This window comes from Leclercia sp. W6 (assembly GCF_003336345.1).
GTDB lineage: Bacteria > Pseudomonadota > Gammaproteobacteria > Enterobacterales > Enterobacteriaceae > Enterobacter.
The window spans coordinates 3,177,255-3,198,760 of record NZ_CP031104.1 but is presented as its reverse complement, the minus strand read 5'-3'; the positions used below and the strand labels follow the sequence as shown (position 1 = coordinate 3,198,760).

Here is a 21,506-nt window from a genome sequence, read left to right as displayed (position 1 = left end):
ATGAAACTACGTGATTCGCTGGCGGAGAATAATTCCATCCTTCTCCAGGCCGAGGCCAATACCTGGCAGGAGGCGGTAAAGCTGGGCGTTGATTTGCTGGTTAAGGCGGATGTCGTTGAGCCGCGTTATTACCAGGCCATTCTTGATGGCGTTGAGCAGTTCGGGCCCTATTTTGTGATTGCGCCAGGGCTGGCGATGCCGCATGGCCGCCCGGAAGAGGGGGTCAAAAAAACCGGTTTCGCCCTGGTCACCCTGAAAACGCCGCTGGTGTTTAACCACGAAGATAACGATCCGGTGGACATCCTGATCACCATGGCGGCCGTTGATGCCAATACCCACCAGGAGGTGGGCATTATGCAGATCGTCAACCTGTTTGAAGATGAAGCCAATTTTGACCGTTTACGCGCCTGCCGTACCGCGCAGGACGTGCTGGATTTAATCGACAATGCCACTGCGGCGGCAGCTTAAAAGGGAGTTGAACATGTCATTACCAATGTTGCAGGTTGCGCTGGATAACCAGACTCTGGCCCACGCTTACGAAACCACGCGTCTGATCGCGGAAGAGGTAGACATTATCGAAGTGGGCACCATTCTGTGCGTCGGGGAGGGGGGCCGTGCCGTCCGCGATCTGAAAGCCCTCTATCCGCATAAGATCGTGCTGGCTGACGCCAAAATTGCCGATGCGGGCAAAATCCTGTCGCGGATGTGTTTCGAAGCCAATGCCGACTGGGTGACGGTGATCTGCTGCGCAGATATCAACACCGCGAAAGGCGCGCTGGAAGTCGCCAAAGAATTTAACGGTGACGTGCAGATCGAACTCACGGGCTTCTGGACCTGGGAGCAGGCAGAAGCGTGGCGCGCTGCGGGTATTCAGCAGGTGGTCTATCACCGCAGCCGCGATGCGCAGGCCGCGGGGGTCGCGTGGGGCGAGGCGGATATCAGCGCCGTTAAACGTCTGGCGGATATGGGCTTTAAGGTTACGGTGACGGGCGGGCTGGCGCTCGAAGATTTGCCGCTGTTTGCCGGCATTCCTATCCACGTCTTTATCGCCGGTCGCAGCATTCGCGATGCCGCCTCGCCGGTGGAAGCGGCGCGTCAGTTTAAACGTTCCATCGCCCAGCTGTGGGGATAAGGAGCGGTTATGTTAAGCAAACAGGTTCCGCTTGGCATCTATGAAAAGGCGCTCCCCACCGGGGAGTGCTGGCTTGAGCGGCTACGGCTGGCGAAACGGCTGGGATTCGATTTCGTTGAAATGTCGGTGGATGAGACGGATGCGCGTCTTTCCCGACTCGACTGGAGCCGCGAGCAGCGTCTGGCGCTGGTGGACGCCGTCGCCGAAACTGGCGTGCGCGTCCCCTCGATGTGCCTGAGCGCCCACCGTCGTTTTCCGCTCGGCAGTGAAGATGACGCGGTGCGGGCGCAGGGCCTTGAGATCATGCGTAAAGCAATTCGCTTTGCGCAGGATGTCGGGATTCGCGTAATCCAGCTTGCCGGTTACGACGTTTACTATCAGGAAGCCAATGATGAGACGCGCCGTCGTTTCCGTGATGGCCTGAAAGAGAGCGTTGAAATGGCCAGCCGCGCGCAGGTCACCCTGGCGATGGAGATCATGGATTACCCGCTGATGAACTCCATCAGCAAGGCATTGGGTTATGCCCATTACCTGAATAATCCGTGGTTCCAGCTCTATCCCGACATCGGCAATCTCTCTGCGTGGGATAACGACGTGCAGATGGAGCTGCAGGCCGGCATCGGACATATCGTGGCGGTACATGTGAAAGATACCCGTCCCGGCGTCTTCAAAAACGTACCGTTTGGCAGCGGAGTCGTCGATTTTGAACGCTGTTTCCAGACGTTAAAACAGAGTGGCTATTGTGGGCCTTACCTGATCGAGATGTGGAGTGAAACGTCGGACGATCCCGAGCGCGAAGTGGTGCAGGCGCGTGACTGGGTACTTGAGCGTATGGCGCGAGCCGGGCTTGGGGAGGAAGATCATGCAGCAGCTTAAACAGCAGGTATTTGAGGCAAACATGGATTTGCCGCGTTACGGTCTGGTCACCTTTACCTGGGGAAACGTCAGCGCGATTGACCGCCAGCGCGGGCTGGTGGCGATCAAACCCAGCGGGGTGGCCTACGAGACCATGCGCGTGGAAGATATAGTTGTCGTGGATCTCGACGGAAAGGTCGTGGAAGGGCAGTGGCGACCCTCGTCTGATACCGCGACCCACCTGGCGCTCTACCGGCGTTATCCCTCTCTTGGCGGGGTAGTGCATACCCACTCGACCCATGCGACCGCCTGGGCGCAGGCAGGGTTGGCGATCCCCGCGCTCGGCACCACCCATGCAGACTATTTCTTTGGCAATATCCCCTGCACACGCGCACTCACCGAAGAGGAGGTGCTCGGCGAATACGAGCTCAATACCGGCAAGGTGATCATTGAAACGCTGGGTGACGGCGAACCGCTGCACACGCCGGGTATTGTTGTGTATCAACATGGCCCCTTCGCCTGGGGTAAAGATGCCCATGACGCCGTGCACAATGCCGTGGTAATGGAAGAGGTGGCGAGAATGGCGTGGATTGCACGCGGTATTAATCCAAGCCTGAAACCTATAGACAGCTATCTGATGGACAAGCACTTTATGCGCAAACATGGCCCGAATGCTTATTACGGGCAAAAATAAAAAAAGCCCCCGGGCAGGGGGCTAATAAGACTATGACAATTTTTTCGTTGTTGGCTTTCCTGGTGCTAGCGTCAAAGCGTTACCGATAGATATCTGCGCTGACGTGCATATTGCCGTTGCTGCCCGGTTCACGGGTGAGCATGACGTGATAGTAGCGGGCATCCCGCGCATCGGCTTCTGCATTAATGGCTTCAGTCGCTTCACTTTCCGTGGCGAAGTTATGGTTGATATAAATGACGCCCAGACTTTGCACATCATCCATATTTCTGGCCTGTCGGCCATCAACCTGAATGGCTGCTGTCGCGTTTGCACAAAGCAAAAGCGCAGCCAGAACGGCAAGGGTGAATTTTTTCATGATATGCGCTCCACGACTAACTACGGTGCGACGATATTCACGGCTGTCTTTTGTCCAGAGACAGGGTCTGATTAAAGTGTAAGCACGAATCTCGCAGGCTATGGCGACCATTTCTGATGCAGTTGTTCAAAAAATCGCCGCGATCGCCCGTGAGTAATGGTAAATCACCCACTTACAACCGCTTTGCGCTTTGTGCGAATTATTTGCGCAATCAGCTTGAGTTTCGAAGGGTGCGCAAGTATTATGACGCGTCAATTTTTCAGCCGACCTTTAACACGTTCCTTGCCTCCCCGGGCCTCGGCTGACCCAGACAGGAGGCTGAATAATCCGTAAGGAGCAATTCGATGCGTCATTACGAAATCGTTTTTATGGTCCATCCTGACCAGAGCGAACAGGTTCCGGGTATGATCGAGCGCTACACTGGTGCAATCACTGCAGCAGAAGGCACGATCCACCGTCTGGAAGACTGGGGCCGTCGTCAGCTGGCTTATCCGATCAACAAACTGCACAAAGCTCACTACGTTCTGATGAACGTTGAAGCTCCGCAGGAAGCGATCGATGAGCTGGAAACTAACTTCCGCTTCAACGATGCCGTTATCCGCAGCATGGTTATGCGTACCAAAAACGCAGTGACCGAAGCATCTCCGATGGTTAAAGCGAAAGACGAGCGCCGTGAGCGTCGCGATGATTTCGCAAACGAAACCGCAGATGATTCTGATGCTGGGGATTCTGAAGAGTAATTTCTGATGACCAACCGTCTGGTGTTGTCCGGTACCGTGTGCAGGACCCCACTTCGCAAGGTCAGCCCATCAGGAATTCCTCACTGCCAGTTCGTGCTTGAGCATCGTTCAGTGCAGGAGGAAGCCGGGTTTAACCGGCAGGCGTGGTGCCAAATGCCCGTTATTATTAGCGGTCACGAAAACCAGGCCATTACTCACAGTATAACGGTCGGTAGCGCAGTAACGGTTCAGGGGTTCATCTCTTGCCACAAGGCAAAGAACGGCCTGAGCAAACTTGTTCTGCATGCCGAGCAGATTGATTTGATAGATTCTGGAGACTAGCCAAATGGCACGTTATTTCCGTCGTCGCAAGTTCTGCCGTTTCACCGCGGAAGGCGTTCAAGAGATCGACTATAAAGATATCGCAACGCTGAAAAACTACATCACCGAAAGCGGTAAGATTGTCCCAAGCCGTATCACCGGTACTCGTGCAAAATACCAGCGTCAGCTGGCTCGCGCTATCAAACGCGCTCGCTACCTGTCTCTGCTGCCGTACACTGATCGTCATCAGTAATCGGGCACGGTCCATTAATACGACTTTAAGAGGATAAGGTAATGCAAGTTATTCTGCTTGATAAAGTAGCAAACCTGGGCAGCCTGGGTGATCAGGTAAACGTTAAAGCGGGCTACGCTCGTAACTTCTTGGTTCCACAGGGTAAAGCTGTTCCTGCTACCAAGAAAAACGTAGAGTTTTTCGAAGCACGTCGTGCTGAACTGGAAGCCAAACTGGCTGACGTTCTGGCGGCTGCTAACGCTCGCGCTGAGAAAATCAACGCACTGGGCACCGTTACCATCGCGTCTAAATCTGGCGACGAAGGTAAACTGTTCGGTTCCATCGGTACCCGCGACATCGCTGACGCTGTAACTGCAGCTGGCGTTGACGTTGCTAAGAGCGAAGTTCGTCTGCCGAACGGCGTTCTGCGTACCACCGGTGAGCACGAAGTGGACTTCCAGGTTCACAGCGAAGTCTTCGCGAAACTGGTTGTTAACGTTGTTGCTGAGTAAGTAATTACTCTTCACCACGTCGAAGCGCCGGCCTTGTGCCGGCGTTTTGCTTTTTAACGCGTCCTGTTCCCTTCTTTGTGACTTGTATGGTGGCTATTCCTTGCGCATTCCCTGATAATAAAATGAAACACTATTTTATCTTTGGGATTTGTCATGGATACCGCTCTGCCCGCACCGCTTTTCTCCCGTAAAAACATTGTGTTCGCCAGTGCTACGCTGTGCTGTCTGCTATGGGGTAGCTCCTATCCCGCGATCAAGAGTGGCTACGAACTCTTTCATATCGCCACCAACGACATTCCATCAAAAGTGGTCTTTGCGGGGTATCGCTTTGTTTTTGCTGGCCTGCTATTGCTGCTGCTCGCTTTGGCTCAGCGCAAGCCGATTGGTCGGCTCAGCCCGCGCCAGTTCGGGCAACTGACGATACTGGGCCTGACGCAGACCACGATCCAGTACACGTTCTTTTATATCGGTCTGGCATACACAACGGGTGCCAAAGGGTCGATCATGAACGCGACCGCCACCTTCTTCAGCGTTATGCTGGCGCACTTTATCTACCAGAACGACAAGATCAGCTACAACAAAGCCCTCGGTTGTATCCTCGGGTTTGCCGGGGTGATGATCGTGAACTTTAACAGCGGCTTGCAGGACTTCCACTTCGTCTGGAACGGGGATGGTTTTGTGGTGCTGGCGGCGTTTATCCTCTCTGCCGCCACGCTGTACGGTAAACGCATCTCTCAGACGGTGGATCCGATGGTGATGACCGGCTGGCAGCTGGCGATAGGTGGGGTGATGCTGGTGGTGGGAGGCTATATCACCGGCGGAACGCTGGCCGTTCCCAGCGTCAAAGCGGCGGCCATCCTGGGCTACCTGACTCTGCTCTCCTCGGTGGCGTTTGCACTGTGGAGTTTGCTGCTGAAATATAACCGCGTCAGCATGATCGCCCCGTTCAACTTCTTAGTACCGGTGGCCGGAACCGTTCTCTCGGCCATTTTCCTCGGCGAAAATATTCTGGAGATCAAATACGTTGTGGCGCTGGTGCTGGTCTGCTCGGGGATCTGGTGGGTTAACAAAGTCAGTGAAAAGCAGGCCCGGTAAGCGTTACGCCACCGGGCGAACCGCTATCTGGCGCGGATGAAGCTGCCGTCAGACTGACGGGTAAACAGCACCTGCTGGCCGTTGCCGCTGTCAATGGTCAGCCCTGTCACCACGCCGCTCGCATTCTGGCGGATCTGCACCATCTGGCCGTTTTGCAGATTGCTTAACGGCTTGCCTGGTCCCTCAACCTGCGCCATGGCATAGACGTCGGTCGGCGGCAGGTTGTGATCGCGGAACAGCTGCGCCATCGTTTTGCCCGACTCTACACGGTAGGAACGCCACTGCTGTTCTATACCGGGAGGGGATTGCTGGGATTGTACCGGCGCGGCGGCCTGCTCCTGGGGCTGCTCTTCCTGAATCGGCTCCGGCTCAACAGGCGCGACCTGGCCGGGATCGTTAGAGGGTGACACCAGCTGCGTTTGCATCGGCTGTGAATCTGGCTGCGGCTGCGTCTGCGAACGGAAATCCAGTTCGGCATCACGACGCACGGGCGCTGTGGCGCTGTCGTCCGCGCCGCCTGGCAGCAGAAAACCGACAATCACCATCAGCGCACCGATAATTATGCCTCTGCGGTGCAGCGGCGGCAGCGGGTCCATGATGCGAAAGTTATCTGGCGCATGCCAGATTTTCGTCAGGGTAGGTTTTAGTTCAAATGGCCCGGGCATGGCTCTCCTCCTGCTCCGCGTCTTTTTTCCTGTCCCGAGAAGTATAGTTTGCTAACTGCCTGATGAGCGTAACAAAGCCAGCTTCCGTGACACGCATTCGGGAAAAATCCAGATAGCCTCTATTGTTTCCGTTTCGTCGTAATTTGTCATCTTTCCATAAGACAAAGTTTTACCGGATGGAAGGTGGCTGTTATGCTGCCCGCTACTTTAAATGTGATGGAAGGAAATCCCATGACCACCCCGACTTTTGACACAATCGAAGCGCAGGCAAGCTACGGCATTGGTTTGCAGGTAGGACAGCAGCTGAGCGAATCAGGTCTGCAGGGTCTGTTACCTGAAGCGCTGGTGGCGGGTATCGCCGATGCGCTGGAAGGTAAACAGCCAGCGGTTCCGGTAGATGTGGTTCACCGCGCGCTGCGTGAAATCCACGAACGTGCAGACGCTGTGCGTCGTGCCCGTTTCGAAGAGATGGCTGCGGCAGGCGAGAAATTCCTTGAAGAGAACCGTGAGCGCGAAGGCGTGAACAGCACCGAAACCGGTCTGCAGTTCCGCGTTATCACCCAGGGCGAAGGTCCAATCCCGGCGCGTACCGACCACGTTCGCGTGCACTACACCGGTAAACTGATTGACGGCACCGTGTTCGACAGCTCTGTTGCCCGCGGCGAACCGGCAGAATTCCCGGTAAACGGCGTGATCCCTGGTTGGATCGAAGCCCTGACCCTGATGCCGGTCGGTTCTAAATGGGAACTGACTATCCCACAGAACCTGGCCTACGGCGAGCGTGGCGCTGGCGCCTCTATTCCGCCATTCAGCACCTTGGTCTTTGAAGTTGAGCTGCTGGAAATCCTGTAAGCGACTTCCCTTCTTCCTCTCCCCGGCAGGGGAGGGGAAATTAGTTAAAAAACCTATAGTTACGCCCCAATCAACAGATTATCTTGCAAAAGGTCACAGTAAGTGTATTTTTGTGAGCTGTTTTGCGTGGCTTAAGTGATATGTCACTCAGTTTCAACATATTGTTAACATAATATTTAAATCAAAGTATTCATCCCGCCGATTCTTACCTAATATCGATGAGTCCTTAACCGGGGCATCGCTTTTCGACGTAATAAAGGGCCAGAAGAGCCTAAACAACACAGGCAGTAACAACAGGAAAACATCACATGGTAGATCAGGTAAAAGTCGTTGCCGACGAAGAGGCACCGTCTGAACAATCGCTACGGCGAAATCTCACAAACCGTCATATTCAGCTTATCGCCATCGGCGGCGCTATCGGTACCGGGCTGTTTATGGGGTCAGGCAAAACCATCAGTCTTGCCGGGCCGTCGATCATTTTTGTCTATATGATCATCGGCTTTATGCTCTTTTTCGTGATGCGGGCAATGGGCGAGTTGCTGCTCTCGAATCTCGAATACAAATCCTTTAGCGACTTTGCCTCCGACCTTCTCGGGCCGTGGGCGGGCTACTTCACCGGCTGGACCTACTGGTTCTGCTGGGTAGTGACCGGGATGGCCGACGTCGTCGCCATTACGGCTTACGCGCAGTTCTGGTTCCCGGGCCTGTCGGACTGGGTGGCCTCGCTGGCGGTGATTATCCTGCTGCTGAGCCTTAACCTCGCCACCGTAAAAATGTTCGGTGAGATGGAGTTCTGGTTCGCGATGATCAAAATCGTCGCCATTGTTGGCCTGATTGTGGTTGGCCTGGTGATGATCATGACCCACTTTACTTCCCCGAGCGGCGTACAGGCCTCGTTCACCCATCTATGGAATGACGGGGGCTGGTTCCCGAAAGGGCTGAGCGGATTCTTTGCCGGCTTCCAGATTGCGGTCTTCGCCTTTGTGGGGATTGAGCTGGTGGGAACCACTGCCGCAGAAACCAAAGATCCTGAGAAGTCTCTGCCGCGGGCGATTAACTCCATTCCCGTGCGTATCATCATGTTCTACGTCTTCGCGCTGATCGTCATTATGTCGGTGACGCCGTGGAGCTCCGTGGTACCCAGCAAGAGCCCGTTCGTTGAGCTGTTTGTGCTGGTCGGTTTACCGGCGGCGGCAAGCCTGATTAACTTCGTGGTGCTGACCTCCGCGGCCTCTTCGGCTAACAGCGGCGTCTTCTCCACCAGCCGTATGCTGTTTGGTCTGGCGCAGGAAGGCGTTGCCCCGAGCGCGTTCGCCAAGCTCTCTAAACGTGCGGTACCGGCGAAAGGGCTGACCTTCTCCTGTATCTGCCTGCTGGGCGGCGTGGTGATGCTCTATGTGAACCCAAGCGTGATTGGCGCGTTCACCATGATCACCACGGTTTCGGCGATCCTGTTCATGTTCGTCTGGACCATCATCCTCTGCTCGTACCTGGTGTACCGCAAACAGCGTCCGCACCTGCATGAAAAATCCATCTATAAGATGCCGTGGGGCAAGCTGATGTGCTGGGTCTGCATGGCGTTCTTCGTGTTTGTGCTGGTACTGCTGACGCTGGAAGAGGATACCCGTCAGGCGCTGATGGTCACGCCGCTGTGGTTTATCGCGCTGGGGCTGGGCTGGCTGTTTATCGGTAAGAAACGTATGGCTGGCATGCGTTAATTGTGTTGTGCCGGGTGGCGGCTGCGCCTTACCCGGCCTACGGTTCTTTGCTCTTGTAAGTCCGGTAAGCGCTAACGCTACCGGGCTTTTTTATTCCCAGGCCAACGCCCGGGGGAACAGGACGTTATTCTCCAGACTGATGTGCTCCATCAGATCGTCGATCATCTCGTTAATGCCATTGTACATCGCGCGCCAGGTGGTGCAGGCATCCGCAGGTGGGGTCACGTTATGGGTGATGTGCTTGATCACCTCAACCAGTTCACCGGCGTCGTCGTGCTCGCTTTCCATCACGCTGATCGGCCCCATCGCCTGGCTGCCCATTCCCTGTTTGATCATCGGGAACAGGATCTGCTCCTCTTTCATCATGTGGCTGGAGAGCTCTTCGTGCAGCAGGGTCAGGTTCTTCGCCAGGCCGCGCGGTACAGAGGCTTTTTCGGCATGAACGCGCTCAACTTTGGTGGCCTGCAGGATCAGCTCCGGCAGCTGTTCGCGGTGGCGATCGTGAAAGCGCACGATGATGTGATCGATGATTTCGGCCAGCGCCACGCTGCGCCAGTCTTTTTCCAGCGGCTGCTCGGCCAGCTTCGCCAGTTCTGCTTCGATGAGGTCCAGATCCAGCTCTTTACGCGACGCGGCACGCGCCAGGGTTTGCTTACCGCCGCAGCAGTAATCCATATCGTATTTACGAAACAGCGCGGAAGCGCGTGGGATGGAGAGCGCCAGCTCGCCTAAAGGTTGGTCGCGGAAGGCCATGGTCGTTACCTCATCGTTATTTGATAAGATGTATTTTAAATGCATCTTTTAGGCGAAGCTATAACCCTTTATAGGCAGGGGTAAAAAAGCGATATAGATCACAAAAAAATGCCGATTTAACTCTATGAATGGATTTAAAAAACGGGTTTAGAAACTTTTTAAAGGCACAGAGACGGTAAACAACCCGCTGCGCCTGCCGATAGATACAGGTCAGACAATACCTGCATATAAAAAAGGCAACGCATGTTTAAACGTATAAAAGTGATAACCCTTCTGATTTCGGTGCTGCTGGCGCTCGGGATCATGCAACTGATCTCCGCCGGCATTTTCATCAACGCGCTTAATAACGACAAAGAGAACTTCACCGTTTCCCAGGTCTCCAGCCAGAATGTGGCCGAGTTCACCGACGCCTGGATCAGCCTTAACCAGGCGCGCGTCACCCTGAACCGCGGCATGCTGCGCCTGCAAAGCAGCATGGCTTCGCAGATCAACGGCGGGCAGCTGAACGAGCTGGTCAACACGGCAAAAAATCTGCTGGCAGACGCCCAGTCCCATTACGACAAATACTACGCGCTGCCGGAAACGCCGGGCCTGGATGAAAAACTCTCCAGCCAGCTGGAAGAGCAGTACCGCATCTACTCGGCCACCCTGACCCAGATGAACCTTCTGCTCTCCCAGGGCAACCTCGAAGATATGTTTAAGCAGAACGCCGAGCAGAAGCAGACCGCAATGCAGAAAGTCTATCGTGAATGGCGCCAGGCTCAGGCAGCCCTTACCGATAAAGGCATCGAAGATAACGAAAGCGACTACAAACGCATCCTGTGGATCCTTTCCGGGATGATGCTTCTGGTGATCGCCGTGATTGTCTCCAGTTGGATCGCCATGCGCCGTGTGCTGCTGCTGCCGCTGCAGGAGGTCATCGATCATATTCGCGCTATCGCCGCGGGTGACCTGACACAGCCTGTTGACGTTCAGGGCAAAAACGAAATGGCGATGCTGGCCTATAACGTTCACGAGATGCAGAAGGCGCTGGCGAACACCGTAGGTGTGGTGCGCGAAGGCTCCGACACCATCTACACCGGCGCGGGCGAAATCTCCGCAGGCAGCAACGATCTATCTTCCCGTACCGAGCAGCAGGCGGCCTCGCTGGAGAAGACCGCGGCCAGCATGGAACAGCTGACCGCCACCGTGAAGCAGAACGCCGATAACGCCCGTCAGGCGTCACGTCTGGCGCTGGATGCCTCAAGCACCGCCAAAAAAGGCGGAAACGTGGTGGAAGGGGTGGTGCGCACCATGGATGAGATCGCCAACAGTTCCAGCAAAATCGCCCAGATCACCAACGTGATTGACGGTATCGCCTTCCAGACCAACATCCTGGCGCTGAACGCGGCGGTAGAAGCGGCGCGTGCCGGGGAGCAGGGACGCGGATTTGCGGTGGTGGCAGGAGAAGTTCGCACCCTGGCCCAGCGCAGCGCCCAGGCGGCGAAGGAGATCAAAGGGCTGATTGACGACTCGGGTGCCCGGGTCAGTGCCGGTTCCGCGCTGGTGAATGAGGCCGGGGAGACGATGGCGGAGATCGTCAGCGCCGTAACCCGCGTCACCGACATCATGGGCGAAATTGCGTCCGCCTCTGATGAGCAAAGCCGGGGTATCGATCAGGTCGGCCAGGCGGTGGCCGAGATGGATCGCGTGACCCAACAGAACGCCTCGCTGGTGGAGGAGTCTGCGGCGGCAGCGGCAGCGCTGGAAGAGCAGGCGGCACGCCTGAACGAGGCGGTGGCGGTATTTAAGATTGCGAAGGGTCCGGTGGCTAAGGCTGCGCCGGTGAAAACCTATGCTGCAAAAGCCAAACCGGTACAGGCGACGACCGACGCCAACTGGGAAACCTTCTGACAGACGCCGGGTGGCGCTAACGCTTACCCGGCCTACGAAACGTATGACTTTGTAGGCCCGGCAAGCGCAGCGCCGCCGGGCAATAATTACAGCTCTGAAGCCGGAACGACCGAAATTTTTTCCGGCTTTGCTTTTACCGCAATCACCACCCCCACCACCAGCAACACAATTCCCGTGCTGGTTAACAGCGGCGGCAGACTCTGGCGCATCAGGAAAGTATAGAACAGACCGGCCAGGGTTTCGAAGACAATCAGCGGCCCTAAGATCACCGTCGGTAATTTCTGGCTGGCGACGTTCCAGCACAGGGCGCCCACCCACGAGCAGCAGATGGCAATCGCCAGCATCAGACCGAGAAAGACCCACGGGCGTGGCCCCAGCGGCAGGGCAAAGTCCGGCTGCTGCACATTCAGCCATACGCAGGCGGCAAGGTAGCCCAGTAACGAGACCGGCAGCGTCACCAGCGCCTGGGCGGTAGCCCACATCATCGGATGTTTGTCGGGTTTTCCCGCAGCCAGCGGGCGTTACGCAGGGCGTACCATGCCCAGCAGACCACCGACACCGACGCCAGCAGGATCCCGAAACATAGCGCCAGCCACTGCCTCCGGCCACGCCGTGACGCAGCTCGGCGATATTCACGCACACCAGCCCCAGCGCAATGGCAAACAGCCCGGGAGCATCTTCGACCACGCCAGCTTACCATCGCGCTGGCTGTAGAGCAGGTTGGCGAACACCGGGATCACCACCGGCAGCGTGCCGATGATCATGGTCGACACCGGGCCCCGGTACGCTGGATCGCGCTTGCCAGGCAGACGTAATAGATCAGGTTGCCCATCATCGTCAGCGACAGGGCGGTAAGCCAGTCCCGGCCTTTCAGCTGGCGTAACCGCGCCCGGCCGAGCCAGGCGATCGGCAGGGCGATCAGCCCCAGCGCCAGATAGCGCCCCATCGACTGTAGCGCCGCCGGGTATTCCGGGACGATCAGCGGCCCGACAAAAATCAGTCCCCACATTAACCCTGCAAGCAGGGCATACAACACGCCGCTAATCATTTTTTTCCTTCCTCTGCTCTGAACCTGCTGGCAGTGTAGAAAGGCAACAGAGGGCGGTATTGTATGAGATTGCGCATTAGCGCTGCGTTACCTGTTTCTGGTAGCGCACCGGCGTAATGCCATAGCGACGGGTAAACGCCCGGGTCAGGTGCGACTGATCGGTCAGGCCCGTCGCGGCGGCCACCTCTGCCGCCGGGAGCCCCTGGGTGAGAAAGGCTTTGGCGCGCCACAGGCGGATCGCCATCAGCATCTGATGCGGTGTGACGTGAAAATGGGCTTTGAACTGGCGCTGGAAATGGTACGGGCTGAGCGACACCACCTGCGCCAGCTCATCGAGGGTCAGGGAGTGCATGTAGTTGTCATGCAGATAGTCGCGTACGCGCTCGAAGCGATGCGCCCCTTCTTTTGCGACCGGCGCATGGCGCGCCAGCGGCTGGAAGGTATCAATCAGATCCAGCAGCAGGCCCTTTTGCGCCAGCGGATCGTCGGTGTGCCACAGACCGTAGATCAACTGACAGATCTGCTGCGAACGGCGGGGATCGTGGCGGGTGACGTCGCTGAACCACCAGTGGCGAATGCCTGTCACCTCCTCCAGCAGATCCGGTTCGAGATAGATCATCCGGTAGCGCCAGCCGTCAGCGGTTTCGGCCTCGCCGGTATGCAGCTCGTCGGGATTCATGGTGACGACGGAGTGAACGGGGGCGACGTACTGCGTGCCGCGATAGCGGAAGCGCTCGGCACCGGCCTCTATGGCACCGATGCCGAAGGCCTCGTGGGTGTGGGGTTCAAAGGCGTAGCGGGAGATATGGGCGTGATACAGCTCCACGCCCGGCACCTGCGCCAGATGGCGAAAGCGCGCGCTGTCTCTCTCATCGAAAAACTGTTCAGGTACGCCTTGCACGGTGAGCCTCCTCGCGGGTCAGAATGTCATTATCAGAGATGACCCGCAGGGATGCCACACTAATTAACCATGTTTTAACAATTACAGGATGTGCTTCACGCTCTCCGCAAGCGTGGTGGCCGGGCGGCCCAGCAGGGCGCTCAGGGTGCGGCTGTCATCAAACAGACCGCCTTTCGAGGCACCAACATCGGAGTCGGCCAGCATCTCCGCCAGACCCGCCGGCAGACCCACCCCCTTCAGCGCGGCGGCAAAATCGGCTTCGCTCAGGTTCTGATAGACCACGTTTTTACCGCTCTGGCGACTCAGCTCGGCAGCAAGCTCGCTTAACGTCCACGCCTGGTCGCCTGCCAGCTCATAAACTTTACCGGCATGACCCTCTTCGCTGATAACGCGGGCCGCAGCGGCGGCATAGTCGGCGCGGGTGGCGGAGGCGATTTTGCCTTCACCCGCCGCACCAATAAACACGCCGTGTTCCAGCGCAGGCGGGGCGCTGGCAAGGTAGTTTTCGGTGTACCAGCCGTTACGCAGCAGGGCGTAAGGAATGCCCGATTCGGCCAGCGCTTTTTCGGTGGCGATGTGCTCCACATGCAGGCCCAGCGGGGAGGTGTCGGCATGCAGCAGGCTGGTGTAGGCGATAAATTTCACGCCCGCCGCCTTCGCCGCATTAATGACGTTCTGGTGCTGCGGTGCGCGCTGGCCCACTTCGCTGGAAGAGATCAGCAGCAGTTTATCCACGCCCGCGAGTGCAGCGGTGAAGGCAGCCTGGTCGGTATAATCGGCCTGACGCACGGTCACGCCCTGCTGGCTCAGCGCCTCAGCCTTTGCCGGGTGACGTACAATGGCGACCAGCTGGCTGGCCGGAACGGTTTTCAGCAGCTGTTCAATAACAAGTTGGCCAAGCTGGCCGGTAGCGCCGGTAATCGCGATCATGATGAATATCCTTCGTATCGGGTGAATGTTGTGGCACACTATCACTCAAACTAACTTTTAGTAAGTACGTACAAAAAGGTAAGTATCTCATGGCAAACCCAACCCTCAGCGAGCAAATGCGCGACGGCAATCTCTTTGCCGAGCAGTGTCCCTCCCGGGATGTACTCAAGCATGTGACCAGCCGCTGGGGCGTGCTGATCCTGGTGGCGTTACGTCAGGGAACACATCGCTTTAGCGATCTGCGGCGCAAGATGGGCGGGGTGAGCGAGAAGATGCTGGCCCAGTCGCTACAGGCGCTGGAGCAGGATGGCTTTGTCAATCGAGTGTCGTATCCGGTAGTACCCCCGCACGTGGAGTACAGCCTGACCCCATTGGGGGAAGAGGTGAGTGAGAAGGTGGCGGCGCTGGCCGACTGGATCGAGCTGAATTTGCCCCAGGTGATGAGTAACCGGGATGAACGGGTTTTGTAGGCCCGGCAAGCGCAGCGCCGCCGGGCAAAACAACGGCTACTTACTTAGATCGACCTGATAAATCGCGAACCCAATCTCATCGGTCGCGACCTGCTGCATCGGGTACTGCGCTTTCTCTTTGATAAACGCCGCCGCTTTTTCCGTTGGTGCGGTCTCAAAGCGGATATCCAGCTTCACATCGCTGTGAACAGGGGCCAGACGCCAGTTGTTATCCGCTGCCGGATGGATTTCGCCGCTCTTTTTCGACTGCTCGCCAATCCACGTTGCCAACACCGAACGGTTCTCATCCGGTGAAGCGAAGGCGATATGGCTGTCGCCGGTCCCGGCAAACTTACCGCCGTAGGCGCGGTAGTTGTTGGTCGCCACCAGGAAGGTCGCTTTCGGATCAATTGGCTTGCCGTTAAAGGTCAGGTTTTTAATGCGTTCGGCCTGGGCATTCACCACCTGGCACTCGCCATCATATTTCGCCGGCTGGGAGACATCAATCTGGTACTCCACCCCGTCGATCACATCGAAGTTATAGGTGCGGAAACCGTCCCAGTTGAGCAGCGCCTGTGGTTTAGTGCTGTTCACATCGATCTGGTTGAACTGGCCCGCGGAACACTCCAGCCACTCTTTCACCTCCTGGCCCGTGGCTTTGACCACCACCAGAGTATTGGGATAAAGATAGAGATCGGCGGCGTTACGGAAGGTCAGCTGGCCTTTTTCGACTTCAACATAGCTGGCCGGATCGTTCTTGCGTCCACCCACTTTAAACGGCGCCGCAGCGGAGAGGACCGGCAGTTTCGCCAGATCCGGATCGCCCTGAATATAGCGCTCCACGTAGGCTTTCTGCGCCATGTTCACCACCTGCACGGTAGGATCGTCCTGCACCAGCGCCAGATAGCTGTACATGTTGTCGGCAGATTTGCCGATGGGTTTGCTGACAAACTCGCGGGTGGCGTCGTGATCGTGCTTCAGTACCTCGACAATCTTTTTATCCTCGCCCACCAGCGCTTTTTTGGCGGCCAGATCGTAAATCGGTCGGGCTTCGGCCTTCGACTGGGTGACCTGCCATTTGCCGCCGTCATTATTCAGCACCAGATCGACCACCCCAAGGTGATCCCCCCACATGCCCGGCATCACCGCGGGCACGCCGTTCAGGGTGCCTTTGGCAATGTCCGCCCCTTTAATGCTGGCGAAATCTTTGCCCGGGAAGACCGCATGGGCGTGGCCGAAGAGAATGGCATCCACCCCTTTGACTTCGCTGAGGTAGTAGACCGAGTTTTCCGCCATCGCCTGGTATGGATCGGCAGAGAGACCGGAGTGGGCTACCACCACCACCAGATCGGCGCCTTTCTCGCGCATCTCCGGCACATACTTGCGGGCGGTTTCGGTAATGTCATTGACCGTCACTTTGCCGCTCAGGTTGGCCTTATCCCAGGTCATGATCTGCGGCGGGACAAAGCCGATATAGCCGATCTTCAGGGTCTGCGGTTTCCCGTCCTGATCGACCACGGTGGTCTCTTTGATCAGATAAGGGGTAAACAGCGGCTTCTGGGTCTTAACGTCGATGATATTGGCGTTAACGTACGGGAATTTGGCCCCTGAAAGCGCCATGTGCAGATAATCCAGCCCGTAGTTAAACTCATGGTTACCCAGGTTGCCCACCGCGTAATCCAGGGTGTTCAACGCCTTGTAGACCGGATGCACATCGCCCTTTTTCAGACCTTTCGCCGCCATGTAATCCCCAAGCGGGCTACCCTGAATTAAGTCGCCGTTATCGACCAGGACGCTGTTTTTCACTTCGCTACGGGCTGCGTTAATCAGGCTTGCGGTACGCACCAGACCAAATTTTTCCGTCGGGGCGTCTTTGTAGTAGTCGAAGTCCATCATATTGCTGTGCAGGTCGGTGGTTTCCAGAATGCGGAGATCAACCGTCGCTGCCTGTACGCTCGCCGCAATCAGCGTCGCCAGGAGCGTTGCGCTAAACTTAATCATCAGAGGAGTCCTTTTATTCGATCCAGGCCACAAAAGAATATGTATCTATATTTTTTTGCTTACAGAATTGTGAATCCTGCCAGAAAAAAGGGCCATGAAACCGGAATTGCTTCACAGATAGCGGATTTATTCACAATGCGATATAAATAAAACAAAGAGTTATACCCACTGTGATAACAAAGAGGTGGAGAATGTTAGATAAAATTTGTCAGCTCGCACGGGAAGCGGGCGAGGCCATTATGCAGGTCTACGATGGCAAGATCCCAATGGACACGATCCGTAAAATCGACGACTCCCCGGTGACGGCAGCCGATCTCGCGGCGCATGGGGTGATCCTGAAAGGCTTGCAGGCGTTAACGCCCGATATCCCTGTGCTTTCCGAAGAAGATCCCCAGCCCTGGGAGGAGCGTCAGCACTGGCAGCGTTACTGGCTGGTTGATCCCCTGGACGGCACCAAAGAGTTCCTCAAGCGTAACGGTGAATTCACGGTGAATATTGCCCTGATTGATAAAGGCAAAGCGGTGCTGGGAGTGGTCTACGCCCCGGTGCTGAAGGTAATGTACAGCGCCGCCGACGGCAAAGCGTGGAAAGAGGAGTGCGGGGTGCGCAACCCGATCCAGGTGCGTGACGCCCGACCACCGCTGGTGGTGATCAGCCGCTCCCACTCGGATAACGAACTTGAGGAGTATCTGCATCAGCTGGGTGAGCATCAGACAACGTCGATCGGGTCATCGCTGAAGTTCTGCCTGGTGGCAGAAGGGCAGGCGCAGCTCTATCCCCGCTTTGGGCCAACCAACGTCTGGGATACGGCGGCAGGCCATGCCGTTGCCGCCGCCGCGGGCGCCCATGTTCACGACTGGCAGGGCAAGCCGCTCGACTATACCCCGCGGGAATCCTTCCTTAATCCAGGCTTCCGGGTCTCGCTTTACTGACCGACCAACTTATGCAGCAGGGCGACCACCTGCTGCACCTCCTCCTGGGTCAGCGCGCCGTCTTTCGCCCACTGCACTTTACCTTGCTTGTCCAGCACGACGACGGCTGAGCTCTCTTCTTCCAGCTGCCAGGCGCCGCGGGCTGCGCCGTTGCTGTCGACGATGAACTGTGACCATGGGTAGAGCTTTTTATTACTCTCCAGGCTGCTGCGCACGAACATGCCGGAACCCGGTATCGCATCATCGGTATTCACTATGGTAGTGGTCTGATAAGTATCTTTTGGTAAATGTGCCGACTTGATCGCTTCAATCAGGGTTGCGTTTTTCTCTTTTGCCGAGGTGCGACCGGCAATATGTAGCACCACTCGCACTTTGCCAGGAAGCTGCGCGCTATTCCAGGTTTTGTAGCTAAACTCATTATTGTCGAGGATCAATTCTCCCCGGTCGGCAATGCCCACCGGTGGCACACGTTGTCCCTTCTCAAAATTATGTGCGGAAGCCATCAGTGGCAGCATCAGGCAGGCAGTTGCCAGGATGTTACGTATGGTCATGGTGTTTTCCTTTTTGTTTTATTAGCAGGTGATCCGACCACTTGGTCTGATGTTTTAATCATAAGTGCGATCGCGGCGCTTTACCCGCAATCCCGGTGCCAGAGTGAGGGGGAACGCACATATCTGCACAAAAACGATGGCTTATACTGCCCGAAAGTTACGATTGCAAAGAATATTCTGATTATTTGTCATCAAAAGGTAAATAAACTTATGCAGACTGGGTATCACCATTTTTCTCGTCTATAGTCATTGGGCAACAAAATTTGCGCTCCAGAGGGTCGGCCCGATTGTGGTGCCGCAAGAGCGTATGATTCGCAGGAGATAATAGAATGAAAATTTTTCAACGCTACAATCCGCTTCAGGTAGCTAAATACGTAAAAATCCTGTTCCGTGGACGGTTGTATATCAAGGACGTTGGCGCTTTTGAGTTTGATAAGGGCAAGATCCTTGTCCCAAAAGTGAAGGATAAACAGCACTTTTCTGTGATGTCCGAAGTCAACCGTCAGGTTATGCGTCTGCAAACTGAGATGGCTTAACCAACGTGCTATGCAGTAAAAGAAACGGCTCCCGATGGGAGCCGTTGATGTTTCTGGTTTAGGCCGAGGCGTTCTCTTCAGCATCCGGCATTTTTGGCACGAGCACCGTCGGTTTGTTGTCGATGCGCGTCACCAGCAGCTGGTCGATGCGGTAGTTGTCGATATCCACCACCTCGAACTTATACCCCGAGAACTTCACCGAGTCGGTGCGTTTCGGGATTTTACGCAGCATAAACATCATAAAGCCGCCAATGGTCTCGTAGTTGCCCGACTGCGGGAACTCGTCGATGTCCAGCACGCGCATCACGTCGTCGATAGGCGTACCGCCGTCCACCAGCCATGAGTTCTCATCGCGCGCCACAATCTGCTCTTCCAGACCCTGACCCACCAGATCGCCCATCAGGGTGGTCATAACATCATTGAGGGTGATGATCCCCACCACCAGCGCATATTCGTTCATGATCACCGCGAAGTCTTCGCCGGCGGTTTTGAAACTTTCCAGCGCTTCGGAGAGCGTCAGGGTGTCCGGGACAATCAGGGTATTGCGGATCTGCACGCCGCTGTTCAGCGTCAGGCTCTGGTTCGCCAGCACGCGGTTCAGCAGGTCTTTGGAGTCGACATAGCCGATGATGTGATCGATATCTTCATTACAGACCAGGAACTTGGAGTGCGGATGTTCCGCCACCTTTTTCTTCAGGCTCTGCTCATCTTCGTGCAGATCGAACCAGATCACGTTCTCACGTCCGGTCATGGATGACGGCACGGTACGGGATTCCAATTCAAACACGTTCTCGATCAGCTCATGCTCCTGCTTACGCAGTACCCCCGCCAGCGCGCCGGCTTCGAATACCGCGTAGACATCGTCAGAGGTGATGTCATCTTTACGCACCATCGGCAGCTTAAACAGACGGAAAATGGTATTGGCCAGTCCGTTAAAGAACCACACCAGCGGGCGGAACACGAAGAGACAGAAGCGCATCGGGTTGATGATGCGCAAAGCCACAGCTTCTGGCGCAATCATACCGATGCGTTTCGGGGTCAAATCGGCAAAGAGAATGAACAGGCCAGTCACCAGCGAGAAGGAGAGAATGAAGCTCAGCTGCTCGGAAAGCTCAGGGGAGAAGTATCGGGAGAAAACGCTATGGAATGCGGGCGAGAATGCAGCATCACCCACAATACCGCCAAGAATGGCGACCGCATTGAGGCCGATTTGCACCACGGTAAAGAACATCCCCGGGTTTTCCTGCATTTTCAGGACGCGTTGGGCATTGAGATCGCCATCATCGGCGAGCAGTTTAAGTTTAATTTTACGGGATGCAGCCAGAGAGATTTCTGAAATAGAGAAAAATGCACTGACAGCGATGAGACAAAGTATTACTAAAATACTGTTTAACATATCTTATCCGGCTTCTCGCCAGATCCTCGGAGGGAAGTTGGTCATACAGGTGTGTAGATATTTTGAACACCGGTCCGAAGCGGTAGGCCGGTTATTTCGAGGGGTAGTATAGCGTAAACGGCTGTAAAGTCGCCAGAGATCGCATTTTGAGCCGGTTTTGCTCGTCAACAGGCAAAACCGGCTTACTGTTATGCCAGCTGCGGCGGCAGGCAGACACCAATGCCACCGATACCGCAGTAGCCGTACGGATTTTTATGCAGATACTGCTGATGGTCATCTTCCGCATAATAGAACGGTAAGGCGTTGGTGATTTCGGTCGTCACCGGGCGATCGTCACCGGCGGCATGCATCGCCTGCTGGAAGCGCGCCAGACTGTCGCGGGCGGCGGCATCCTGTTCCGGCGTGAGTGGATAGATCGCCGAGCGGTACTGGGTGCCGTGGTCATTGCCCTGACGCATACCCTGCGCAGGATCGTGGTTTTCCCAGAATACCTGCAGCAGCTGTTCGTAGCTGACGACGTTCGGATCATATACTACCCGTACCGCCTCGGCGTGACCGGTCTGGCCGGAGCAGACTTCGCGGTAGGTTGGGTTCGGGGTATAGCCCCCGGTATAGCCTGCCGCGGTGCTGTAGACGCCCGGCAGTTGCCAGAAGAGGCGCTCCACGCCCCAGAAACAACCCATCGCGAACAGGGCAATTTCCATCCCTTCCGGGACGTTGGTCATAGAGTGGCCGTTGACGGCATGGAGAGTCGCGACAGGCATAGGGGTGTTACGTCCCGGTAATGCGTCCGCCTGAGCAACCAGGTGCTTTTTATCGAATAAACTCACGGTGTGGCCTCCGGGTGGGTGATGTTTGGGTTAAGGTTGTCACGACGCGTTTAATTGAACACAATAAATGCGGTGAATGAGTCTAGATTTAAACATAAGAAATATTAGGGTGTTTAACCATTTTTCAACCCGCGTA

At 56.1% G+C, this 21,506-nt stretch carries 24 protein-coding genes and 1 pseudogene; 15 read left to right on the top strand and 10 right to left on the bottom strand.

All coding sequences use genetic code 11. From position 1 onward, the window contains the following. The 4 genes from ulaC to DVA43_RS15590 are packed head-to-tail and all read left to right on the top strand — an operon-like array spanning position 1 to position 2,681. Positions 1–468: a PTS ascorbate transporter subunit IIA gene (gene ulaC, locus DVA43_RS15605; RefSeq protein ID WP_103823008.1), complete on the top strand. Its 468-nt coding sequence runs from the start codon at positions 1–3 to the stop codon at positions 466–468. Between the two features lie 13 nt (positions 469–481). Continuing rightward, on the top strand, positions 482–1,132 hold the full coding sequence (locus tag DVA43_RS15600) for a 3-keto-L-gulonate-6-phosphate decarboxylase UlaD (RefSeq protein WP_114316077.1): 651 nt from the start codon (positions 482–484) through the stop codon (positions 1,130–1,132). Positions 1,133–1,141: 9 nt separating this feature from the next. Continuing rightward, a complete protein-coding gene (locus DVA43_RS15595) occupies positions 1,142–2,008 on the top strand; it encodes an L-ribulose-5-phosphate 3-epimerase (RefSeq protein ID WP_103823010.1) in 867 nt (288 codons plus the stop codon). Beyond that, positions 1,995–2,681, top strand: coding sequence for an L-ribulose-5-phosphate 4-epimerase (locus DVA43_RS15590; protein WP_114316076.1), 687 nt, complete (start codon positions 1,995–1,997; stop codon positions 2,679–2,681). Before DVA43_RS15595 ends, DVA43_RS15590 begins: the two co-directional genes overlap by 14 nt. A gap of 79 nt (positions 2,682–2,760) precedes the next feature. Here the strand turns inward: DVA43_RS15590 and yjfY are convergent, their stop codons facing one another. Beyond that, the gene (yjfY, locus tag DVA43_RS15585) at positions 2,761–3,036 is read right to left on the bottom strand and encodes a DUF1471 family protein YjfY (protein WP_114316075.1); all 276 of its coding nucleotides are present in this window, start codon (positions 3,034–3,036) and stop codon (positions 2,761–2,763) included. Positions 3,037–3,380: 344 nt separating this feature from the next. Here yjfY and rpsF point away from each other — a divergent pair, with 344 nt between their 5' ends. The 5 genes from rpsF to DVA43_RS15560 all read left to right on the top strand — a co-directional run bounded on the left by rpsF (position 3,381) and on the right by DVA43_RS15560 (position 5,915). After that, a complete protein-coding gene (rpsF, locus tag DVA43_RS15580) occupies positions 3,381–3,776 on the top strand; it encodes a 30S ribosomal protein S6 (protein WP_103177986.1) in 396 nt (131 codons plus the stop codon). 6 nt (positions 3,777–3,782) lie between these two features. Then, entirely contained in the window at positions 3,783–4,097 is a 315-nt protein-coding gene (priB, locus tag DVA43_RS15575) for a primosomal replication protein N (protein WP_103177987.1), read from the top strand. Between the two features lie 4 nt (positions 4,098–4,101). Next, the gene (gene rpsR, locus DVA43_RS15570) at positions 4,102–4,329 is read left to right on the top strand and encodes a 30S ribosomal protein S18 (protein ID WP_000135199.1); all 228 of its coding nucleotides are present in this window, start codon (positions 4,102–4,104) and stop codon (positions 4,327–4,329) included. A 41-nt stretch (positions 4,330–4,370) separates the two neighbouring features. Continuing rightward, on the top strand, positions 4,371–4,820 hold the full coding sequence (rplI, locus tag DVA43_RS15565; RefSeq protein ID WP_103177988.1) for a 50S ribosomal protein L9: 450 nt from the start codon (positions 4,371–4,373) through the stop codon (positions 4,818–4,820). 153 nt (positions 4,821–4,973) lie between these two features. Next, positions 4,974–5,915 carry a DMT family transporter gene (locus DVA43_RS15560; protein ID WP_103823013.1) on the top strand — a complete coding sequence of 314 codons (942 nt, stop codon included), beginning with the start codon at positions 4,974–4,976 and terminating at the stop codon, positions 5,913–5,915. A 23-nt stretch (positions 5,916–5,938) separates the two neighbouring features. Here the strand turns inward: DVA43_RS15560 and DVA43_RS15555 are convergent, their stop codons facing one another. Then, on the bottom strand, positions 5,939–6,580 hold the full coding sequence (locus tag DVA43_RS15555) for an OapA family protein (RefSeq protein ID WP_114316074.1): 642 nt from the start codon (positions 6,578–6,580) through the stop codon (positions 5,939–5,941). Positions 6,581–6,811: 231 nt separating this feature from the next. Between DVA43_RS15555 and fklB the strand changes: the two genes are divergently transcribed. Both fklB and cycA read left to right on the top strand, forming a co-directional pair. After that, entirely contained in the window at positions 6,812–7,432 is a 621-nt protein-coding gene (gene fklB / locus DVA43_RS15550) for an FKBP-type peptidyl-prolyl cis-trans isomerase (protein WP_168191996.1), read from the top strand. 308 nt (positions 7,433–7,740) lie between these two features. After that, a complete protein-coding gene (gene cycA / locus DVA43_RS15545; RefSeq protein WP_103177992.1) occupies positions 7,741–9,150 on the top strand; it encodes a D-serine/D-alanine/glycine transporter in 1,410 nt (469 codons plus the stop codon). Between the two features lie 90 nt (positions 9,151–9,240). Here cycA and ytfE read toward each other — a convergent pair whose 3' ends face one another. After that, positions 9,241–9,903, bottom strand: a complete 663-nt coding sequence (gene ytfE, locus DVA43_RS15540; protein ID WP_114317153.1) for an iron-sulfur cluster repair protein YtfE — start codon at positions 9,901–9,903, stop codon at positions 9,241–9,243. Between the two features lie 243 nt (positions 9,904–10,146). On the opposite strand from ytfE, the gene DVA43_RS15535 reads away from it, so the two are divergent. Next, positions 10,147–11,796: a methyl-accepting chemotaxis protein gene (locus DVA43_RS15535; protein WP_114316073.1), complete on the top strand. Its 1,650-nt coding sequence runs from the start codon at positions 10,147–10,149 to the stop codon at positions 11,794–11,796. A gap of 86 nt (positions 11,797–11,882) precedes the next feature. Here DVA43_RS15535 and DVA43_RS15530 read toward each other — a convergent pair. The 3 genes and pseudogenes from DVA43_RS15530 to DVA43_RS15520 form a co-directional block, all read right to left on the bottom strand. Further along, positions 11,883–12,844: pseudogene (locus DVA43_RS15530) on the bottom strand (DMT family transporter). A 76-nt stretch (positions 12,845–12,920) separates the two neighbouring features. Then, positions 12,921–13,745 (bottom strand): AraC family transcriptional regulator, encoded by an 825-nt coding sequence (locus DVA43_RS15525; protein ID WP_103177996.1) that lies wholly within the window; start codon positions 13,743–13,745, stop codon positions 12,921–12,923. Positions 13,746–13,826: 81 nt separating this feature from the next. Next, the gene (locus tag DVA43_RS15520) at positions 13,827–14,675 is read right to left on the bottom strand and encodes an SDR family oxidoreductase (protein ID WP_114316072.1); all 849 of its coding nucleotides are present in this window, start codon (positions 14,673–14,675) and stop codon (positions 13,827–13,829) included. Between the two features lie 89 nt (positions 14,676–14,764). Between DVA43_RS15520 and DVA43_RS15515 the strand changes: the two genes are divergently transcribed. Further along, on the top strand, positions 14,765–15,145 hold the full coding sequence (locus DVA43_RS15515; protein ID WP_168194502.1) for a helix-turn-helix domain-containing protein: 381 nt from the start codon (positions 14,765–14,767) through the stop codon (positions 15,143–15,145). A gap of 36 nt (positions 15,146–15,181) precedes the next feature. Here the strand turns inward: DVA43_RS15515 and DVA43_RS15510 are convergent, their stop codons facing one another. After that, entirely contained in the window at positions 15,182–17,125 is a 1,944-nt protein-coding gene (locus DVA43_RS15510) for a bifunctional 2',3'-cyclic-nucleotide 2'-phosphodiesterase/3'-nucleotidase (protein ID WP_114316071.1), read from the bottom strand. 191 nt (positions 17,126–17,316) lie between these two features. Here DVA43_RS15510 and cysQ point away from each other — a divergent pair, with 191 nt between their 5' ends. Continuing rightward, on the top strand, positions 17,317–18,057 hold the full coding sequence (cysQ, locus tag DVA43_RS15505) for a 3'(2'),5'-bisphosphate nucleotidase CysQ (RefSeq protein WP_114316070.1): 741 nt from the start codon (positions 17,317–17,319) through the stop codon (positions 18,055–18,057). Here the strand turns inward: cysQ and DVA43_RS15500 are convergent. Beyond that, complete coding sequence (locus DVA43_RS15500; protein ID WP_114316069.1) at positions 18,051–18,608, bottom strand: YtfJ family protein; 558 nt, start codon at positions 18,606–18,608, stop codon at positions 18,051–18,053. The genes cysQ and DVA43_RS15500 overlap by 7 nt on opposite strands. Before the next feature lie 329 nt (positions 18,609–18,937). On the opposite strand from DVA43_RS15500, the gene DVA43_RS15495 reads away from it, so the two are divergent. Beyond that, positions 18,938–19,144, top strand: coding sequence for a DUF1107 domain-containing protein (locus DVA43_RS15495; RefSeq protein ID WP_032616223.1), 207 nt, complete (start codon positions 18,938–18,940; stop codon positions 19,142–19,144). 58 nt (positions 19,145–19,202) lie between these two features. On the opposite strand, the gene DVA43_RS15490 is transcribed toward DVA43_RS15495, so the two are convergent. Together DVA43_RS15490 and msrA are read right to left on the bottom strand one after the other, a co-directional pair. After that, positions 19,203–20,540: a hemolysin family protein gene (locus tag DVA43_RS15490; RefSeq protein WP_103178002.1), complete on the bottom strand. Its 1,338-nt coding sequence runs from the start codon at positions 20,538–20,540 to the stop codon at positions 19,203–19,205. 188 nt (positions 20,541–20,728) lie between these two features. Further along, positions 20,729–21,370, bottom strand: coding sequence for a peptide-methionine (S)-S-oxide reductase MsrA (gene msrA, locus DVA43_RS15485; protein ID WP_103178003.1), 642 nt, complete (start codon positions 21,368–21,370; stop codon positions 20,729–20,731). Positions 21,371–21,506 lie beyond the last annotated feature (136 nt).

Coding starts and splice junctions, on each gene's coding strand:
- ulaC (WP_103823008.1), top strand. CDS start 1: ATGAAACTACGTGATTCGCTGGCGGAGAATAATTCCATCCTTCTCCAG.
- DVA43_RS15600 (WP_114316077.1), top strand. CDS start 482: ATGTCATTACCAATGTTGCAGGTTGCGCTGGATAACCAGACTCTGGCC.
- DVA43_RS15595 (WP_103823010.1), top strand. CDS start 1,142: ATGTTAAGCAAACAGGTTCCGCTTGGCATCTATGAAAAGGCGCTCCCC.
- DVA43_RS15590 (WP_114316076.1), top strand. CDS start 1,995: ATGCAGCAGCTTAAACAGCAGGTATTTGAGGCAAACATGGATTTGCCG.
- yjfY (WP_114316075.1), bottom strand. CDS start 3,036: ATGAAAAAATTCACCCTTGCCGTTCTGGCTGCGCTTTTGCTTTGTGCA.
- rpsF (WP_103177986.1), top strand. CDS start 3,381: ATGCGTCATTACGAAATCGTTTTTATGGTCCATCCTGACCAGAGCGAA.
- priB (WP_103177987.1), top strand. CDS start 3,783: ATGACCAACCGTCTGGTGTTGTCCGGTACCGTGTGCAGGACCCCACTT.
- rpsR (WP_000135199.1), top strand. CDS start 4,102: ATGGCACGTTATTTCCGTCGTCGCAAGTTCTGCCGTTTCACCGCGGAA.
- rplI (WP_103177988.1), top strand. CDS start 4,371: ATGCAAGTTATTCTGCTTGATAAAGTAGCAAACCTGGGCAGCCTGGGT.
- DVA43_RS15560 (WP_103823013.1), top strand. CDS start 4,974: ATGGATACCGCTCTGCCCGCACCGCTTTTCTCCCGTAAAAACATTGTG.
- DVA43_RS15555 (WP_114316074.1), bottom strand. CDS start 6,580: ATGCCCGGGCCATTTGAACTAAAACCTACCCTGACGAAAATCTGGCAT.
- fklB (WP_168191996.1), top strand. CDS start 6,812: ATGACCACCCCGACTTTTGACACAATCGAAGCGCAGGCAAGCTACGGC.
- cycA (WP_103177992.1), top strand. CDS start 7,741: ATGGTAGATCAGGTAAAAGTCGTTGCCGACGAAGAGGCACCGTCTGAA.
- ytfE (WP_114317153.1), bottom strand. CDS start 9,903: ATGGCCTTCCGCGACCAACCTTTAGGCGAGCTGGCGCTCTCCATCCCA.
- DVA43_RS15535 (WP_114316073.1), top strand. CDS start 10,147: ATGTTTAAACGTATAAAAGTGATAACCCTTCTGATTTCGGTGCTGCTG.
- DVA43_RS15520 (WP_114316072.1), bottom strand. CDS start 14,675: ATGATCGCGATTACCGGCGCTACCGGCCAGCTTGGCCAACTTGTTATT.
- DVA43_RS15515 (WP_168194502.1), top strand. CDS start 14,765: ATGGCAAACCCAACCCTCAGCGAGCAAATGCGCGACGGCAATCTCTTT.
- DVA43_RS15510 (WP_114316071.1), bottom strand. CDS start 17,125: ATGATTAAGTTTAGCGCAACGCTCCTGGCGACGCTGATTGCGGCGAGC.
- cysQ (WP_114316070.1), top strand. CDS start 17,317: ATGTTAGATAAAATTTGTCAGCTCGCACGGGAAGCGGGCGAGGCCATT.
- DVA43_RS15500 (WP_114316069.1), bottom strand. CDS start 18,608: ATGACCATACGTAACATCCTGGCAACTGCCTGCCTGATGCTGCCACTG.
- DVA43_RS15495 (WP_032616223.1), top strand. CDS start 18,938: ATGAAAATTTTTCAACGCTACAATCCGCTTCAGGTAGCTAAATACGTA.
- DVA43_RS15490 (WP_103178002.1), bottom strand. CDS start 20,540: ATGTTAAACAGTATTTTAGTAATACTTTGTCTCATCGCTGTCAGTGCA.